Below are 18227 nucleotides of genomic sequence, written 5' to 3'. Positions count from 1 at the left end.
ATTATATCGAATAGGGGAGTATATTAAAGGAAATTAAAGAAAATCGAAAAAAAGATTATATTTCTTAAGAGAAAAAGAGGATATTTCCAGCAAGTGTCGAAATTTTACTGTAGGAAAAGCGGGGGCAATAGAAATTAAGGAGGAAATTTCGTGGAAAAAATTAAAGTTTGCTTAGCTGATGACAACAGGGAACTATTGAATATGCTCGAAGACTATTTTGATGAACAGTCTGATATTGAGGTCATTGGTACAGCTTATAATGGCCAGGAATGCTTAGAGATGCTAGAGGATATGGATCCAGATGTTCTCATTTTAGATATTATTATGCCTCATGTTGATGGTTTAGCTGTTCTTCGCCGCATGAAAGAATTGGGTAAACAGAAACTCCCTAATGTAATTATGCTAACAGCATTTGGTCAAGAAGAGACAACCAAGAAAGCCGTGGATTTAGGTGCTTCTTACTTTATCTTGAAACCATTTGATCTAGACAATCTTCGGGATCACATACGTCAAGTGTATGGTCTTGCACCTAATTTTGAAAGTTCTGGCCGTTCTATGCGTGAAAGAAAGCCAGAGAAGAAGTTAAATCTTGACGCTAGTATTACGAACATTATTCATGAGATTGGTGTACCTGCCCACATTAAGGGATATATGTATCTACGCGAGGCTATTTCTATGGTATATAACGATATCGAATTGCTTGGGTCCATTACGAAAGTACTCTACCCGGACATTGCAAAAAAGTACAATACGACAGCATCTCGTGTAGAGCGCGCCATTCGTCACGCCATTGAAGTTGCGTGGAGCCGTGGCAACATCGATTCCATTTCCTCCTTATTTGGCTACACGGTTTCCATGACAAAAGCAAAACCAACGAACAGTGAGTTTATTGCGATGGTCGCTGATAAATTACGTTTAGAGCATATGGCAGTGTAAGTTTCAGTCTTTATTATAATTATATATGGTATAAATTAAGCGTCTCTTCTCCTTTCGAGAAGAGCGTTTTTATTTGTTGTATTTTTATATTACTGGATTTTTTTGACGTTGGGGTTAGAAATGACGGTGTGGAGGGAAAAATATACTTTCTTGATGTTCGCTTTAACCCTTTACTGCATTATTGCGATAATAAATTAAAAAAATATGAAAATAATCTTACGTCTTCCTGGTATTCGTGATAAGATTAAAAATTATATAAAAAATTAAGCTCTGTTCACAAATATGTTTTTTTGTAGGGTAAGAATGGAAAATACCTTTAACTATTCCTAAATGGTGGTTCAATGCATAGAAGTGTTCACTAGAGCCAAAAAGAAAAAGAAGTGGTGAAGCGAAATGAAAGTAGCAAAATTTGGAGGTAGTTCTGTTTCAAGTGCAGAACAGTTAAAAAAAGTAGCATCAATTATTACATCAGATCCACAACGAAAATGTATTGTTGTTTCAGCTCCAGGGAAGCGCCATTCAGAAGACACAAAAGTCACTGACCTTCTAATTCAGTTAGGTGAGAGAAGTTATTACGGTGATGAATATGAAACTGTTCTTTCTCTAGTCTTGGAGCGTTTCGGGGATATTTTATCAAACCTTGATTTGTCTAAGGAATTGTTAACTGAGGTAGAAGACCAACTACGCTCAATCGTATCAGGGGAAACAGTATTTACTCATCGTATGGATGCTTTAAAAGCAATGGGTGAGGACACTCTAGCGAAAGTACTTAGTCAATATTTAACGTCTTTAGGGTATGACTCTTCTTATGTTCATCCGAAAGAAGCTGGTATTATTGTTAGTAATGAACCAGGTCGTGCCCAGGTATTAGATGAAAGTTATGAGCGGTTGTATGAATTAAGGAAACGTGATGAAATTTTAGTAATACCAGGTTTCTTTGGATATACAAAGGATGACCAACTAATGGCCTTTCCGCGTGGAGGATCAGATATAACGGGTTCTATTGTTGCTGCAGGAGTGAAGGCTTCTCTATATGAAAACTTTACGGATGTGGATTCAGTTTATTGTGTAAATCCAACCATTGTTCCGAATCCAAAAGAAATTGTGGAATTAACATATAAAGAAATGCGTGAACTTTCGTATGCTGGATTTTCTGTGTTTCACGATGAAGCTTTGATTCCAGCATTTAAAGCACGCATACCGGTGAGCATTAAGAACACCAATTATCCTGATCGCAAAGGGACGATGATATCTGCTGAACGCTCGACCGCCAAAGGGCAACCGGTGGTTGGAATTGCAAGTGATGAAGGGTTCTTAAGCTTATATGTAAGCAAGTATTTAATGAACCGTGAAAAAGGGTTCGGTCGTCATTTGCTTCAAATTTTGGAAGAAGAGGACATTTCCTTTGAACACGCACCTTCTGGAATAGATGATATGTCTGTCATCATGCGTAGTGACCAGTTAACTCCTGAGAAAGAAGCGGTTATCGTCAAGCGTATTGAAGAAGAACTGAGTGTAGATACAGTTACAATAGAACGGAATCTTGCGATGATCATGATTGTAGGGGAAGGCATGGATAGTACGATTGGTGTTTCAAGTAAGGCCGCACGCGCTTTCGCTTCAGCTTCTGTAAACATAGAAATGATTAACCAGGGATCCTCAGAGGTTTCAATGATGTTCGGTATTAAGGCTGATCGTCTTGAAGATGCGGTTCGATCCTTATATCAGGCTTTCTTTGTAGAGGATTAATAAAAGTTGGGGCAGTCTTTAATAGGATATAAATATAAAAAGAGCTTGGGGATCCAAGCTCTTTTTTATTATGCAGTAGGTTGCGGTATTAGAATACATGTACTCTTAGCTTTGTATCCAACCGATGGCATCTTCAACAGTCTTAATACCGTAAGAGTCAATATCATTAAGAATATGTTGGAAGAGTTCAGCCGTCATAATAGCATCGTTTAAGGCGTGATGTCGTTCAAGCTGGGTGATACCGAAAGATGCAATCATTGAATCAAGTTGGTATTTATGGTTTGGATACATTTTTTTCACCAATTTTTGAGCATCAATAGAGGGTGGTGTGTCGATCGGTAGCTTCCACCTTTTGAGTAACGTTTGCAAGAATTTCATATCGAAAGCCGCTGGATAGGCCACGAGAATTGTGTCTTTACTAAATTCCATAAAATCATCATAAGCTTCGAGAAACGTATGCCCTCCCTGAAGGTCCTTGCGAGTCATGCCAGTAAGGTTAAGGGTGCGTTGGTGGACGGGTCGTATAGGCCGAACGTACTGATGAAATCGTTTGTAGGAAACGTGGCTAGTCCCTTGTATACGAATCGCTCCTATAGAAATGATTTCATGTCCTAACTCAGGAAGTAATCCAGTGGTTTCCAAGTCAAATATGGTAAATGGAGCTGCTTGTATCGGCATCTTTAGTAAATCTTCGTTATGTTCTTGAATAGAAAGTTTTTTGTATAACTCGTGATATTGATTTGTATTTAAGTAAGGTCTGAGTTTGAACGCATACATATGCTTCTCAAAAAAGATGTATTTTAAAATCTCTAAATCAATCGGTAGCACGTTAAACCACCCGATTTCGGTTGTAGCTTAGTTCAAGTACTTGCTGAAGACGTTTGGCGATTAGAAGAGATTCTCGCAATACTTTCCTTTCTTCTTTAGAAAGAGACATAACACTAATATCGTTGTTGAGTGTTTCTTGGAGCTGTATTTGTTGTAAATTTCGCTTTAAGCGGAAACTCAGTAATCGATGCAAAGCAAGCTTTGCATTCTCTGTGTCTCTTGGGTGGAATCGTTCATGTTTACGAAGGGTTTCCAAGCGTTTGATCGTATTAACGTCATCAATTCCATATTTTATTGTATAAATCCGGACGGCATTTACAATCTGCATAATAGCACCCTTTTTTAAATTCAATACTTTAGACCGTCCTGTTCCATGAATGCGACCGAACGGCTGGACAGGCACACGGAAACGTAAAGTATCTTTCATAAGGAGTTGCTGTAACGTTAGAGAACGTTGGATTTTTTGAGTAACAAATTCCCTTAGGTCATAAGCCAAAGAGAAATCACCAACTATAGGTCTGAAATCCATAAATATGGTGAAGTCCCTAATCTCTTCAGCGTCCATTTTTTCCAACCATTCTTGTATGGAAGTGTGCCATTGCTGTAATGATTTACGCCATTTTTTTTCTTTGGCCATAATGCCGCCACTGCATAAAGGAAATCCACACGTTTCTAGCATGTAGTTCACTTTTTCCGTGAAGATCTTAAAGAAGGTATCAATTTCGCCCTTATTTTCAAGGTGTTCGTAATCATCTAAAATCATTCCATTGTCCTGGTCGGTGCTGAAAGCTTGCTCTTTCCTTCCTTCGCTTCCCATAACGATAAAACAATAATTAATGGGAGGTGTGCCATACCCTTCCTCAACCATGTCTTCTTCAGCTAAGTGTAAGATTTGTTTATGCAATTCGTCATTATAACTCGAGATTAATTCGCATATATCATAAGCAAACATGTTGTCATCTAACAATTGAGCTACGAACTGCTGAAAGGCTCTATTATATCGAGGTGATAAGCTAGTTAATTCTTCTAACGAATTTGCTTTACCGATCTGATACCGTAAGTCAAAATATATAGAGTTTTGCATCTTTAGAAATGATGTTTGCCGTAACAGTCCAACGACTTTTTGTTTGTGTAGGACAGGTATAATTGCAGCGGGATTATGTTTTAAGTAAGATAACGCGTCATAAATAAAGTCTTGGTCGTTAACAGCGTATGGTTCTTCATTTAAGTACTCTTCAATTCGTCCATTGAAATCCTCCTGTAAATAGGCGAGGATTAAGTCTTGATAATTGAAGACTCCGATCAATTCTTGGTCATCCCCACAAACGATGAGACCCCCGGCTTTCTCATCTTTCATCATTTTAACAGCTTCTGTGACAGATGCGTTGTGATGGATGATAGTAGGGGTTTCAGAATAGGACACAACTCGTTGCTTGAATAAATCACGATCGTAGCTTGAGTCATCCAACTCGCTCGTTTTATATTTCACTTCATGGTATAAACTTTTCATTAAATTGCTGATGCCTTCTAGGACGATATTAGAGAAAGCCTGGTTCTCAGACATAATTTCAACAAAGCGCTCCCGTTTAAATCGAATGGCTTTCGTTTCTTCGAGGGCTTGTACAGAAAATTTCATCTCTCCACTCGTTAGCATCATCATAATCCCCACAAGATCTCCCGGGTAGTAATAGCGGATCGAAAGCTGTTTACCGTTCGAACGGTGCAGGATGTTTTTCGCTAGGCCGTTAAGAACAAAGTAGATATCACTTTCTTCCTCTTTTTCATCTTCGTGAAAAATAAATTGATTCTTCTTATATGAATTTACAGTAGCATCAGTAAACACACGGTCATATTGTGATTCTGTGAGCATTGTAAATGGATATTGTTGTTTAAATACTTCAACATATTTCTCCAATCTATTCCCTCCTTAATAATAGTTTCCCTCATTAGAGTATACCAAATTGTAAACAACTTGTAGAATATAACAGGGTATGTGAGGAAACCTAACATAACTTCGTTGCATCAAAGGTTTTCAGCGTGTAGAATAGATTCATCTCTTTTAGTTGCACTGATCACTTCTGGCTTAAGCTGAAGTAAGTGAAGTTCGTCTAAAAAAAGACCCCCAAAAATTGGGTGGTCTTCTTAATGGGTGTTGCTATTGATGTTTAAACTTTAAAGCGTCCTTTAGTCTTTCCGGATTTTTTGTCGCGATAAAGAATGAATCCTCCGATAAAGGCTAGTCCTCCTAAGAATAAGAGGAGTCCAAATGCGAATTGAATCCACACCTGGAATAAAAGAGGTTGTACGATTCCAAATAAGCTATCACGCATGAGTTTGAATCCCAAAACAGCTAGTGCTCCAGGAAGGAATAAAATCACCATTGCCATAAATCGAGCCATTAGTTTGTCTCCCCTTTTTGCTCTTTCCAATTGTAGTATATCAGAGAAGTTGAGGTCTTCCTAGCCTCCTCACGCTTGCTAAAAAGTGCATATTCACCTAAGATAAAAGTATGCAAATAATTGCAAGGTGTGGATGCGGATGAAGAGAGTTTTAGTTGTAGGTGCTGGAAAAGGGGGGACTGCTCTTTTGACCCTCTTAGGTGGCACGGAAATGATGGAAATTGTTGCTGTTGTAGATACAAAAGAGCAGGCTCCTGGGATGCAATTAGCGAGGCGTGAGGGTATACCAACGGGTACAGATTGGAAAAGGTATTTGAATCAGGATGTTGATATTGTCATTGAAGCAACGGGTGATGAAGGGGTTTTTGAAGAGTTGCTTCAGGCGAGGTCGAAGAAAACGGTCGTAATCCCTGGTTCTGTTGCTTACATAACATCAGAACTGCTAGAAGAGAAAAACGAATTATTGTCAGAGCTTAAGAGGCAGACTCATAAGCAAGAACTCATTCTAAGTGCCATTCATGACGGCATGATTGTGATTGATCGTTCGGAAGCTGTGACATTTATGAATAGGAGTGCAGAGCGCATTCTAGGAACAACTAGAAAAGAAGCGATGGACAAGCCTATTCACGAAATAATTCCAACGTCAAGATTGTCTCATGTCTTACGTGTTCGTCGTAAAGAAGTGAATCAAAAGCTTGAGCTCGAAAATGGGCGTAAGATTATCACAACAAGAATACCGATTATCGGATCTCATCAAGAAGTTCTGGGTGCTTTCGCGGTATTTAATGATATTACAGAAGTTGTGGATTTGGCTGAAGAAGTTACAGATCTAAAAGAAGTTAAGACGATGTTAGAAGCTATTATACATTCTTCTGAAGAAGCGATTTCTGTGGTAGATGAAAATGGAATGGGGATTATGATTAACCCGGCTTACACGCGAATCACGGGGCTTTCAGAGAAAGATATTGTAGGTAAGCCTGCGACGGCTGATATATCTGAGGGTGAAAGTATGCACATGCGTGTCCTTCAGACGAGGCGTGCCGTTCGTGGGGTACGGATGAGTGTTGGACCTTCGAATAAAGAAGTTCTCGTAAATGTTGCTCCGGTTATTGTGGACGGAAAGTTAAAAGGTAGTGTAGGTGTTCTTCATGACGTTTCAGAAATACGTTCATTAACAAGTGAACTTAGAAAAGCCCGGCAAATTATACGAAGTCTTGAAGCTAAATATACCTTTGATGATATTATTGGAGATTCGCCAGAAATGACTCTTGCACTTGAGCAAGCGAAGGTGGGGGCTAAAACTCCTGCCACGGTCTTATTGAGAGGGGAATCTGGTACGGGTAAAGAGTTGTTCGCTCATGCCATTCATAATGAAAGTGATCGTCGGCATAATAAATTTATTCGTGTGAATTGCGCTGCGATTGCAGAATCGATATTGGAAAGTGAATTGTTTGGCTACGAAGAGGGTGCTTTTTCAGGTGCTAAACGTGGTGGTAAACGGGGTTATTTCGAAGAAGCTAATCACGGAAGTATATTCTTGGATGAAATAGGCGAGTTGTCCTTGCCTATGCAGGCCAAGTTATTGAGGGTTCTCCAGGAGAATGAGATTGTCCGTGTAGGTGGGACGAAACCGATCTCTATTGATGTGCGAGTAATTGCTGCTACTAACGTAAAGATGGAAAAAGCAATTATGGATAAGAGCTTTAGGGAAGATTTATACTACCGACTCAACCGATTACCGATATTCATTCCGCCGCTTAGAGAAAGGAATGTTGATATCTCCTCTTTGGTTTACCATTTAATTCATAAGATTAACCAAGATTACGGCCGTAATGTTAGTGACATTTCGGAAGAGGCCTTGCGTTATTTAGAACAGTATAATTGGCCTGGGAATGTCCGGGAACTTGAGAACATTATCGGTAGAGCTATGATTTATATGAATATGAACGAAGAGGAAGTCAAGCTATCTCACTTGCCTGAGCTTTTTGAGCACCCTAAAAACCCTGTGCTGAAAGAAGAACCTTCAAAAGAATGGGGAGGGCAAACTTTGCAGCAGTCACTTGAAGATTTCGAGAGAAAAGTTATAAAAGAGGCATTTCGGTCTTGTGAAGGAAATAAAACCAAGACAGCAAAAGCCTTAGGGGTCTCGATACGTAACTTGTATTATAAGCTTGAGAAGTATGGAATTGACAAAACTAGCATGCATGATTTTTCATAGTATGCAAAACACTGCATTGGCGACGTGTATAAAAAAGCGTTTTCAAAGCAATTAAGTTGGCATGGTTTTTGCATAAGTAGTAATGTGAGAGTAATGGGAAGGTGATTTTGTGAAATTGCAAGACATACTCAAAAAAGTCGATCGAAAATCAAAGAAAAGAGTAGCTGTTGCCCAAGCGGCTGACAAGGAAGTATTAACAGCAGTCAAACATGCTCTAGAATATGATCTTGCCAATTTTCTTCTTGTGGGTGACGAAAACGAAATTCAACAAGTAGCAGAAATTGTTGGGGTAGACCTTTCTGATGGAAGAATAGAATTGAAGCACGTTCCAGAACAATCCTTAACCGCAACTGAAGCAGTTAAATCAGTGTCAGAGGGCTACTCTGATGTTGTTATGAAGGGCCAAATCGATACAAAAATAGTATTGAAAGCTGTCCTTAACAAAGAGTATGGCTTAAGAGATGGGAAGGTGTTATCTCACGTAGCGGTTTTTGAAGTGCCAAATCGTGACAAATTCATTCTTCTAACTGACTCAGGGATGAATATAACGCCAACACTAGAAGAGAAAGCTCAAATTATATCAAATTCTGTGAAAGTGGCTGAAGGACTTGGTATTAACATGCCTAAAGTAGCACCACTTGCGGCTGTGGAAGTTGTAAATCCAACTATGCCTGCCACAATTGATGCTGCATCCTTAACTCAAATGCAAAAAAGAGGGCAAATTAAAGATTGTATAGTTGATGGACCTCTGGCTTTTGATAATGCCGTATCATTTGAAGCAGCCAGTCAAAAAGGGATTCAATCAGATGTAGCGGGTCAAGCAGACATTTTACTCGTTCCTGCTATTGAGGTTGCGAATGCTTTGTATAAATCGTTTGTCTACTTCGCTGGAGCAAAAGTGGCTGGAGTCATTAGCGGTGCTAAAGCACCTATTGTTCTCACGTCGCGTTCTGATACAGCTGAAAGTAAATTATATTCATTAGCGCTTGCGCTATTAACTTCTGAAGAAAAATAGAGGGGGAAATGAACCATGGAAATTTTTAAATATATGAAAGAATACGATTACGAGCAACTAGTATTTTGCCAAGATGAAGCTTCAGGACTAAAGGCGATTATAGCTATTCACGATACAACACTTGGACCAGCTCTTGGTGGTACACGTATGTGGTCATATGATACGGAAGAAGAAGCGATTGAAGATGCCCTTCGCTTAGCGAAAGGAATGACGTACAAGAGCGCTGCAGCAGGCTTAGGCCTTGGTGGCGGTAAAGCGGTTATTATTGGAGACGCTAAAAAAGATAAAAATGAAGAAATGTTCCGTGCCTTTGGTCGTTATATTCAAGGGTTAAATGGCCGTTATATTACAGCAGAAGATGTCGGCACAACTGTACATGATATGGATACAATCCACGAGGAAACAGACTATGTTACAGGAATCTCTCCTGCATTCGGTTCTTCCGGTGACCCATCTCCTGTAACAGCATACGGAATTTATCGTGGTATGCAAGCAGCTGCAATGGAAGCTTACGGATCTCCATCTCTTGAAGGAAAAGTCATTGCTGTTCAAGGTGTTGGGAACGTATCGTATAACCTTTGTAAGCACCTACACGAAGCAGGTGCGCAGTTAATCGTAACGGATATCAACAAAGAATCTGTTGCTCGCGCAGTTGAAGATTTCGGAGCAAAAGCTGTAGAGCCGGATGAAATCTACAGTGTTGATTGTGACATTTACTCTCCTTGTGCGCTTGGAGCAACAATCAATGACGATACGATTCCTCAACTGAAAGCAAAAGTGATTGCAGGTGCAGCCAATAACCAGTTGAAAGAAGAGCGTCACGGAGATCAAATTCACGAAATGGGCATTGTCTATGCACCGGACTATGTGATTAACGCTGGTGGTGTGATTAACGTAGCAGATGAGCTGTACGGATATAACCAAGAGCGTGCTATGAAGAAAGTAGCAGGTCTTTACGACAATGTCATGGAAGTTTTCGATATTGCACGTCGTGATAACATTCCAACATACAAAGCAGCTGACCGAATGGCTGAAGAGCGTATTGAAAAACGCCGTAGAACACAAAGCAAATTCTTACAGAACGGTCACAATATCTTAAGCCGTCGTTAATGAAACGAAGTAGGAGTGGAGGGGAAACATCTTGCAACAATCGTATCGCGTTTTAGTCATCAATCCAGGATCAACATCAACTAAAATCGGAGTATTTAACGATGACCAATGCATTTTCGAGGAAACGATTCGCCATACATCTGAAGAAACCTCTCAATTCCCACGCATCATCGATCAATTTGAATTTCGGAAAAAAACCATACTCGATGCCCTTCACCATGAGGGCATCAGTAGTTCAAAGTTAGATGCTGTATGTGGAAGAGGAGGCCTGCTTCGTCCCATCGAAGGGGGGACGTATGCAGTTAATGAAGAAATGTTAGATGATTTGAAAATGGGATATAACGGAGAGCATGCTTCAAATCTTGGTGGGATTATTGCTAACGAGATCGCTGAAAGTTTAAATATTCCTAGCTTTATTGTAGACCCAGTCGTAGTAGATGAAATGGAAGAAGTTGCACGAATTTCAGGAGTGCCTGAAATTCCTAGAAAGAGTATTTTTCATGCTTTAAACCAAAAAGCTGTGGCACGTCGAGTAGCAGCTGAACTTGGTCAGCCCTATGAGGAGCTTAATGTCATTGTGACTCACATGGGTGGAGGAATTACAGTGGGTGCCCACCATCATGGTAGGGTTATTGATGTGAACAATGGTCTCCATGGAGACGGGCCTTTTTCACCTGAACGAGCGGGAACCGTTCCGGCTGGTGATCTTGTATCCATGTGTTTCTCTGGCGAATATTATCGTGAAGAAGTGATGAAAAAGCTAGTAGGACAAGGTGGCATCATGGCATATCTGGAAACAAACGATGCTCGAGAAGTAGAGAAGCGTATTGAAGAAGGAGATGAAGAAGCTCGTCAAATCTTTGATGCAATGGCTTATCAGGTAGCAAAAGAGATTGGTTCAATGAGTGCCGTATTAGGCGGGAAAGTTGATGCAATTGCGCTTACCGGAGGCCTAGCCTATGGGAAATCATTTGTTTCTATGATTACTGAACGTGTAAACTGGATTGCTGACTGCTTAATCTATCCTGGGGAAAATGAATTGCAAGCTCTCAATGAAGGGACACTTCGTGTGTTACGCCAAGAAGAGCAACCGAAACACTATCCGAACCCAATCGGATGAAAGGGGAAATTTCATTGGCTAATGAATATGATTTAGTTGTACTTGGAGGAGGGACAGGCGGTTATGTAGCTGCCGTTCGGGCCTCACAACTTGGGTTAAAAACAGCAATTGTTGAAAGTGGGAAATTAGGAGGGACTTGTCTTCATAAAGGTTGTATCCCTTCTAAAGCATTGCTACGAAGTGCAGAAGTATTCGAACAAACGAAGAGAGCGGATACATTTGGAGTTGAGACAGAACAGCCTACTCTTAATTTCTTTAAAGTACAAGAACGTAAACAATCCATCATTGATACGTTACATACTGGTGTACAAGGATTGATGAAAAAGGGAAAGATTGACGTCTACGAGGGATTCGGTCGCATTTTAGGGCCAAGTATCTTTTCTCCTTCTGCAGGAACTATCTCTGTTGAAATGAATAATGGGGATGAAAACCAAATGCTCATACCGAAAAACGTCCTAATAGCAACCGGCTCTAGCCCAAGAACACTTCCGGGACTTGAAGTAGATGAAGATTATGTAATGACATCTGATGAAGCTTTAAGTATGAAAGAACTTCCAGAATCTATTGTTATTGTTGGAGGAGGCGTCATTGGGATTGAATGGGCTTCGATGCTAACTGATTTTGGTGTTGAGGTGACGGTACTCGAGTATACTGAACGTATTCTTCCTACTGAAGATAAAGACATCTCGAAAGAAATGACACGTCTTATGAAGAAAAAGGGCGTCAAGATTGTGACAGAAGCTAAAGTTCTTGGTGAAACCTTAAAGAAAGAAGCAGGTGTAGAAGTCCAGGCAGAACATAAGGGTGAAACAAAGACGTATTCTGCTGATCGTATGCTTGTATCTGTTGGACGCTCCCCGAATGTAAATAATATTGGACTTGAAAATACCGACATTGTTGTTGAAAACGGAGCCATCAAAACGAACAAATACTATCAGACAAAGGAATCACACATTTATGCAATCGGGGATGTTATTGGTGGTATGCAGTTAGCGCATGTAGCTTCCCATGAAGGCATTACAGCGGTTGAACATATGACAGACCAAGATCCTATGCCTATGAATATGGAGCAAGTTCCATCCTGTATTTATTCCAATCCGGAAGCTGCAAGTGTAGGTTTAACTGAGGACCAAGCGAAGGAACAAGGCTACAACGTAAAAGTTGGCAAGTTTCCTTTTAAAGCCGTTGGGAAAGCACTTGTATACGGAAAATCTGATGGGTTTGTAAAAATCGTCGCCGATCAGGATACAGATGACCTTCTGGGTGTTCATATGATTGGTCCTCATGTAACCGATATGATTTCAGAAGCCGGACTCGCCAAAGTATTAGATGCAACTCCTTGGGAAGTTGCACATAGCATTCATCCTCATCCAACACTTTCTGAAGTGATGGGGGAAGCGGCTTTAGCCGTTGACGGAAAACAAATTCACGGATAATAAGGAGGGATTTTTGTGACTGAGAATCGTCACCAAAAACTAGGCCTTTCAGATGAAGAAGTATTAGATATGTATCGTACAATGCTACTCGCTCGTCGCATTGATGAAAGAATGTGGTTATTAAATCGTTCAGGGAAGATCCCGTTTGTTATTTCTTGTCAGGGACAAGAAGCCGCGCAAGTAGGGGCGTCTTATGCGTTAGATCGTGAACAAGACTATGTTGCTCCATATTATCGCGATATGGGTGTTGTTTTATCTTTCGGTATGACAGCCAAAGACTTGATGTTATCTGGATTCGCAAAAGCAGAAGATCCAAACTCCGGTGGTCGTCAAATGCCTGGCCACTTCGGACAGAAGAGTAATCGTATTATAACTGGATCCTCTCCGGTAACAACACAGGTTCCCCATGCTGTAGGGTTTGCTCTTGCAGCAAAGATGGAAAAGAAAAACTTCGTTTCCTTAGTAACGTTAGGAGAAGGGTCATCCAACCAAGGTGACTTCCACGAAGGTCTTAACTTTGCAGGTGTTCATAAACTGCCGGTAATTGTAATGGTAGAGAACAATAAATATGCGATTTCAGTTCCGCTAGAGAAGCAGTTAGCCTGTGAGAAAGTTTCTGATCGTGCCATTGGATACGGTATGCCGGGATACACTGTTGACGGCAATGATCCACTTGCTGTTTATGAAGCAGTGAAAGGCGCTGCCGATCGCGCTCGTAATGGCGAGGGGCCGACACTTATTGAAACGGTATCTTATCGTCTGACTCCACACTCAAGTGATGATGATGATCGTACGTACCGTGAGCGAGAAGAAGTAGAAGAAGCGAAGAAGAAAGACGCTCTTGTTACATTTAAAGCATACTTACAAGAAGTAGGTGTATTAACAGAAGACAAAGACAAAGAGTTAGAAGACGAAATGAAATCTCTCATCAATGAAGCTACTGATTACGCAGAGCAAGCACCATATGCAGAAGCAGAGAGCGCATTGAAATACGTATACGCTGAGGACGAGTAAGGAGGGGGAACGAATATGCCAGTAATGTCTTATATTCAAGCAGTTACACAAGCGTTGCATGAAGAAATGGAGCGCGATGAGAAAGTATTTGTGTTAGGAGAAGATGTAGGGAAGCGCGGAGGCGTATTCCGTGCTACGGACGGTCTTTATGATAAGTTTGGAGAAGCGCGCGTAATCGATACACCTCTTGCAGAGTCTGCAATCGCAGGTGTTGGGATTGGTGCAGCGATGTATGGAATGCGTCCTGTGGCTGAAATGCAGTTTGCTGATTTCATTATGCCTGCCGTTAACCAAATTATTTCAGAGGCAGCGAAGACGAGGTATCGCTCAAATAATGATTGGAATGTACCGATGACCATTCGTGCTCCATATGGTGGCGGTGTTCATGGTGCTCTTTATCACTCTCAATCAGTTGAATCTGTATTTGCAAACCAACCAGGCTTGAAAATTGTGATGCCTTCTACACCATATGATGTGAAAGGATTATTGAAAGCTGCCATCCGTGATGATGACCCTGTCTTATTTTTTGAACATAAACGAGCGTATCGCTTAATTAAAGGCGAAGTTCCAGAAGATGATTATACCCTTCCTATAGGGAAAGCGGATGTTAAACGTGAAGGATCAGATATCACGGTAATTACTTATGGTCTTTGTGTTCACTTTGCCCTTCAAGCTGCAGAAAAACTGGCTGAAGAAGGTATTGACGCTCACATTTTAGATCTTCGTACGGTTTACCCATTAGATCAAGAAGCCATTATTGAAGCAGCGAAGAAGACTGGAAAAGTTCTTCTTATTACAGAAGATAATAAAGAAGGCAGTATTATCGGTGAAGTATCTGCAATTGTCTCAGAAAATTGCTTATTTGACCTTGATGCGCCTGTTAAACGATTGGCTGGTCCGGATGTTCCGTCCATGCCATACTCACCGCCTATGGAAAAGTATTTCATGATGAATCCTGATAAAGTTGAAAAAGCAATGCGTGATCTTGCTGAATTCTAGGAATGAAGGAGGGGCTAGCAGTTGGCTAAAGAAAAGATTAACATGCCTCAGCTCGGGGAGAGTGTCACAGAGGGAACAATTAGTTCATGGCTCGTTTCCGTTGGGGACACAGTAGAGAAGTATGACCCAATAGCTGAAGTCATGACGGATAAAGTAAATGCAGAGGTACCATCTTCTTTTAGTGGCAAAATTGTCGATCTCGTTGCTGAAGAAGGAGAAACGATTGAGGTAGGGAACTTAATCTGCTATATCGAAACAGAGGGTTCTGGAGAGGCTTCGGAGGAATCAAGTGCTTCCGATAAACCAGAGACACCAGTTGAAAAAGATGGCGTAGGATCATCTGATGATGAAGATCAGCCGATGAAAAAGCGTTATTCTCCGGCCGTCATGAGAATGGCGCAAGAAAATGATATAGATCTGAATCAAGTTCAAGGCTCAGGTCGTGGCGGACGCATTACTCGAAAAGATATTGAGAAAATCATTGCTTCTGGTGATCTTCCTAAAGCAGGGGATGCGCCTAAGCAAAAAGAGCAAGTTCAAGAATCACAACCTGCAAAAGAAACAAAAGAAGCTCCGGCACCACAACCTGCTAAACAATCTAGTGGTCCTCAACCAACAGCTAATGAAGGGGATATTGAGATTCCAGTTACTGGTGTGCGTAAGGCGATTGCTCAAAATATGGTCAAATCAAAAACCGAAATCCCACATGCATGGATGATGGTAGAAGTGGATGTAACGAACCTTGTAGAGTATCGAAACTCTGTCAAAGAAGATTTCAAGCAAAAAGAAGGGTTTAGCCTTACTTTCTTCTCATTCTTCGTAAAGGCAGTAGCTCAGGCATTGAAGGAATACCCACAGCTAAACAGCACATGGGCAGGCGATAAGATCATCCAACGTAAAGCGATTAACTTAAATATCGCCGTAGCGAAAGAAAATGAACTGTTTGTACCTGTAATCAAAGATGCAGATGATAAGAGCATAAAAGGTCTTGCAAAAGACATTACAGACCTTGCTACAAAAGCTCGTAATGGCAAATTAACCAATGATGATATGCAAGGTGGCACCTTCACAGTGAATAACACAGGTTCATTTGGATCCGTGCAGTCAATGGGTGTGATCAATCACCCACAAGCAGCCATTCTTCAAGTTGAATCAATTGTGAAAAAGCCGGTCTATATGAACGGCATGTTCGCAGCCCGAGATATGGTCAACCTATGCTTATCTCTTGACCACCGTGTTCTAGATGGTCTAGTAGCTGGTAATTTCCTAGCTCGCGTAAAAGAGATCCTAGAAACAATGACAAAAGAAAACACTTCTGTGTACTAAATAGTAAACCCTCTGAGAGCTAAACTCAGAGGGTTTTTTAATTTGGCTATGTTAATGTTTAGTGTTGTTATTGGTTTTAAAAGGATTGTTCAAGACGGTATTAATCTTAAAGACTTGAAGCTGAGACATGTTAGTACGGATGGTGCCGTTATGATGTTAAGAGGTAGGGGTGTCTGGGGAACGACTCGCTTTCCGCGGGCGAGCTGTCAAGCCTCCTCGGGGAAACCCACCCTGCGGGGTCTCGTCGATCTCTTTCTCCCGCAGGAGTCTCCTCGTTCCCCAGACACCCTAGCCTGTATTTTTGCTTACGGCACCTCTACTTGAGAGTGGTAGCGCCCGCTAGAATCTACCTTTGGCCTGTTTCCGTTTCCCCTAATATGGAAAGGTGGGTCTGGAAACTGCGAGACTCCCTTGGGCAGAAGAGCCAGTCTAGTTCCGGCGTGGAGGACCTAGCGTGATAAGTCATCTTTTTTACAAAGACTAGTCGCCTTTTCCAAAAAGCTGTCTTATCCGTACGGTCCTAGGCACCACGCCTGCACTTTTCAATCTAGGTGAGACCCCGGAGCCCGTCTTTGCCGGGTGAGGAGGCTCACCAGATCCCCACAGGAAAGCGAGTGGTTTCCAGGCCCGCCTTAGACTCAACTAAAGCAAACGGAAGCATTCTCTCAGCTTCAAGTCTTCCGCATAAGGAGGCTTATATTAGACAAATAAAATCAATAAAGCCTAAACGATAAGGAAATATTAAGTGAACTCTACTTTTTCAACAAAGCCCGGCTCAAGGGGAAGATTCCAAGACTCTGGACAATGAGAGAGATCAGAACGACTGAAAAGGAAAGAGACAAGAGGATGTCGGTTCCTTCAGCGCTGCTTTCTGCTTGTAACGTAAGAATTAGGACAACAGACATGGTTCCTTTAATACCTGACCAACTTATAAGAGCAATTTCTCTACCGTTAAGCTCTCGCCTCCAGGCAGGAAATAGTTTAATGGTTCCGATCATCACGAAATAACGGATGAGAAGAGAGGCTAAAAAGATTAGTAAAGATAAATGCCAATAGTCAAAGATCAAATAACTAGAAGCCTCAATCCCAATCAGCAAGAAGACGATTGATAGAATGGTAGGTTCTACAATGTCCCAGAAGCCATCTAAAGATTCTCGGTAATGGTCTCCTTTATTTGTGTGATCAAACTCCCAGCTCAACATAATTCCTGCGCTTACTGTAGCTAAAACACCTGAAACACCAATGTGCTCAGCTGTAAGAAAAATGCCGTAAGCTAATATAATACTAAGCATTACCTGGTATTCTTTGTGATGAGTGAAGTGTACTGCTTTACTAACAGCCCAGCCACAAAAGACTCCAAGAACGACACCACCGATCGAAACTAGAAGAAATTCATTTATAAAGGAAGTTAGTGAAAGATTCTCATTATGAATAAACATTCCAGATAAGAATGTGAATAAGACAATACTCGTACCATCATTGATCATAGATTCTCCTTCAACAACATCGGCGATTTTTGGGTTGTCAGCAGATTGCTTCAAAATGGATACAACAGAAACTGGATCCGTAGGTGTAAGAATAGAAGCCACCACCATAGCGCCAATCAAGGTAATAGGTACAATGATCCCACCAATAAAAAAGGTAATCGCGCCAAATAGAATGGCAGTAAAAAGTAAGCCGATTGTGCTTAATGCAGCAATCAGACCTGCGTGTTCTTTAAGGGCTTTTGGCGGGTAGCGATATGCAGAAGTAAAGAGCAAGGCAGGTAGGAATACATCATAAAGAGTTGTTTCTGTAAGGGTTATGGAATTAAAAAAGGGGATAAAGGAGAGCCCAATTCCAATGCTCACCAAAACCGGTGGAACAGGGATATTTTCTTGTCTTTTATCAAGGCTAAAAACGAGATAACCAATAAACAGTAAAAGAATTAATTGGGTTGGATTCATGAGTGCACCTCCTGATTTACCCATTTCCCATATCTTGAAATTTTAAATCCTTTAAAATGGGTAAAATCTTCTAGTTTACGCGAGTTCTACAGGGGAATTGATAAAAGTCGAATCCTTTACTTAGGAGAAGT

14 protein-coding genes are annotated in these 18227 nt (G+C 41.0%); 10 read left to right on the top strand and 4 right to left on the bottom strand.

Going from position 1 to position 18227, the window contains the following annotated elements; all coding sequences use genetic code 11:
• Positions 1-150: 150 nt before the first annotated feature.
• Both spo0A and IEW76_RS15260 read left to right on the top strand, forming a co-directional pair.
• On the top strand, positions 151-936 hold the full coding sequence (spo0A, locus tag IEW76_RS15265; RefSeq protein WP_188655292.1) for a sporulation transcription factor Spo0A: 786 nt from the start codon (positions 151-153) through the stop codon (positions 934-936).
• 393 nt (positions 937-1329) lie between these two features.
• Positions 1330-2685, top strand: a complete 1356-nt coding sequence (locus IEW76_RS15260) for an aspartate kinase (RefSeq protein WP_188655291.1) — start codon at positions 1330-1332, stop codon at positions 2683-2685.
• 105 nt (positions 2686-2790) lie between these two features.
• On the opposite strand, the gene IEW76_RS15255 is transcribed toward IEW76_RS15260, so the two are convergent.
• The 3 genes from IEW76_RS15255 to IEW76_RS15245 all read right to left on the bottom strand — a co-directional run bounded on the left by IEW76_RS15255 (position 2791) and on the right by IEW76_RS15245 (position 5912).
• Positions 2791-3513, bottom strand: a complete 723-nt coding sequence (locus IEW76_RS15255) for a 3'-5' exonuclease (RefSeq protein WP_229721259.1) — start codon at positions 3511-3513, stop codon at positions 2791-2793.
• A 1-nt stretch (position 3514) separates the two neighbouring features.
• Positions 3515-5428, bottom strand: coding sequence for a DUF294 nucleotidyltransferase-like domain-containing protein (locus IEW76_RS15250; RefSeq protein WP_229721258.1), 1914 nt, complete (start codon positions 5426-5428; stop codon positions 3515-3517).
• Between the two features lie 250 nt (positions 5429-5678).
• Positions 5679-5912 carry a DUF2627 family protein gene (locus tag IEW76_RS15245; RefSeq protein WP_188655290.1) on the bottom strand — a complete coding sequence of 78 codons (234 nt, stop codon included), beginning with the start codon at positions 5910-5912 and terminating at the stop codon, positions 5679-5681.
• A gap of 139 nt (positions 5913-6051) precedes the next feature.
• Between IEW76_RS15245 and IEW76_RS15240 the strand changes: the two genes are divergently transcribed.
• The 8 genes from IEW76_RS15240 (at position 6052) to IEW76_RS15205 (ending at position 16150) form a co-directional block, all read left to right on the top strand.
• The gene (locus IEW76_RS15240) at positions 6052-8130 is read left to right on the top strand and encodes a sigma-54 interaction domain-containing protein (protein WP_188655289.1); all 2079 of its coding nucleotides are present in this window, start codon (positions 6052-6054) and stop codon (positions 8128-8130) included.
• Positions 8131-8239: 109 nt separating this feature from the next.
• Complete coding sequence (gene yqiS, locus IEW76_RS15235) at positions 8240-9145, top strand: phosphate butyryltransferase (RefSeq protein WP_188655288.1); 906 nt, start codon at positions 8240-8242, stop codon at positions 9143-9145.
• A 15-nt stretch (positions 9146-9160) separates the two neighbouring features.
• Positions 9161-10255 carry a branched-chain amino acid dehydrogenase gene (gene bcd, locus IEW76_RS15230; protein ID WP_188655287.1) on the top strand — a complete coding sequence of 365 codons (1095 nt, stop codon included), beginning with the start codon at positions 9161-9163 and terminating at the stop codon, positions 10253-10255.
• A 28-nt stretch (positions 10256-10283) separates the two neighbouring features.
• Entirely contained in the window at positions 10284-11375 is a 1092-nt protein-coding gene (buk, locus tag IEW76_RS15225; RefSeq protein ID WP_188655323.1) for a butyrate kinase, read from the top strand.
• A 14-nt stretch (positions 11376-11389) separates the two neighbouring features.
• A complete protein-coding gene (lpdA, locus tag IEW76_RS15220; RefSeq protein WP_188655286.1) occupies positions 11390-12811 on the top strand; it encodes a dihydrolipoyl dehydrogenase in 1422 nt (473 codons plus the stop codon).
• 69 nt (positions 12812-12880) lie between these two features.
• Complete coding sequence (locus IEW76_RS15215; protein WP_188655322.1) at positions 12881-13825, top strand: thiamine pyrophosphate-dependent dehydrogenase E1 component subunit alpha; 945 nt, start codon at positions 12881-12883, stop codon at positions 13823-13825.
• 15 nt (positions 13826-13840) lie between these two features.
• Complete coding sequence (locus IEW76_RS15210) at positions 13841-14824, top strand: alpha-ketoacid dehydrogenase subunit beta (RefSeq protein WP_188655285.1); 984 nt, start codon at positions 13841-13843, stop codon at positions 14822-14824.
• Positions 14825-14845: 21 nt separating this feature from the next.
• On the top strand, positions 14846-16150 hold the full coding sequence (locus IEW76_RS15205; RefSeq protein ID WP_188655284.1) for a dihydrolipoamide acetyltransferase family protein: 1305 nt from the start codon (positions 14846-14848) through the stop codon (positions 16148-16150).
• Between the two features lie 752 nt (positions 16151-16902).
• Here the strand turns inward: IEW76_RS15205 and IEW76_RS15200 are convergent.
• On the bottom strand, positions 16903-18096 hold the full coding sequence (locus IEW76_RS15200; protein WP_188655283.1) for a cation:proton antiporter: 1194 nt from the start codon (positions 18094-18096) through the stop codon (positions 16903-16905).
• Positions 18097-18227: the final 131 nt, after the last annotated feature.

This window comes from Pontibacillus salipaludis, from assembly GCF_014642405.1.
Taxonomy (GTDB): domain Bacteria; phylum Bacillota; class Bacilli; order Bacillales; family BH030062; genus Pontibacillus; species Pontibacillus salipaludis.
The sequence above is the reverse complement of the archived record's forward strand: the minus strand, read 5'-3'. Positions and strand labels throughout refer to the sequence as shown.